The organism is Halomonas sp. SIMBA_159 (genome assembly GCF_046536035.1).
Taxonomy (GTDB): domain Bacteria; phylum Pseudomonadota; class Gammaproteobacteria; order Pseudomonadales; family Halomonadaceae; genus Vreelandella; species Vreelandella venusta_A.
The window spans coordinates 1-306 of the sequence record NZ_JAWJBT010000285.1; the positions used below are offsets into that span (position 1 = coordinate 1).

General features: G+C 59.5%; 1 protein-coding gene and 1 pseudogene. Both read right to left on the reverse strand.

Annotated elements, in window-relative coordinates; all coding sequences use genetic code 11:
• Positions 1–214, reverse strand: a 214-nt coding sequence (locus R0J87_RS19320; RefSeq protein ID WP_498888264.1) for a hypothetical protein, incomplete at its 3' end; no start/stop codon positions are given.
• A gap of 1 nt (position 215) precedes the next feature.
• Positions 216–299, reverse strand: a pseudogene (locus R0J87_RS19325) (hypothetical protein); the annotation flags it as partial.
• Positions 300–306 lie beyond the last annotated feature (7 nt).

The following is a 306-nucleotide window of genomic DNA, read 5'->3' on the forward strand; positions in this document are numbered from 1 at the left end:
CGAGCTCGCGCTCCGTTCGCTGCGGGGCTACCTCGGCGGCCAGCCCGACGATGTCGAGGCGCTCAAGGCGTACGCCGAGGCTCGCGAGCGGGTCTTCGTCCGCGGGGGACAGCACATCCGTGAGGCGGTCGACGCGAGGCGGCGGGTGCTCGAGCAATAATGGCATCGGTTGCGCCCACTTCATGAAAATGGACTTCATCAGGAGATACACCATGAACCGCTGCTTCTGCTTTTGCTAATTTTTGAAAAACCTCTACACTCCACTTTTCAACTCGCTGGGGGAGGTTCGCCTTTTGAATTAGCGTT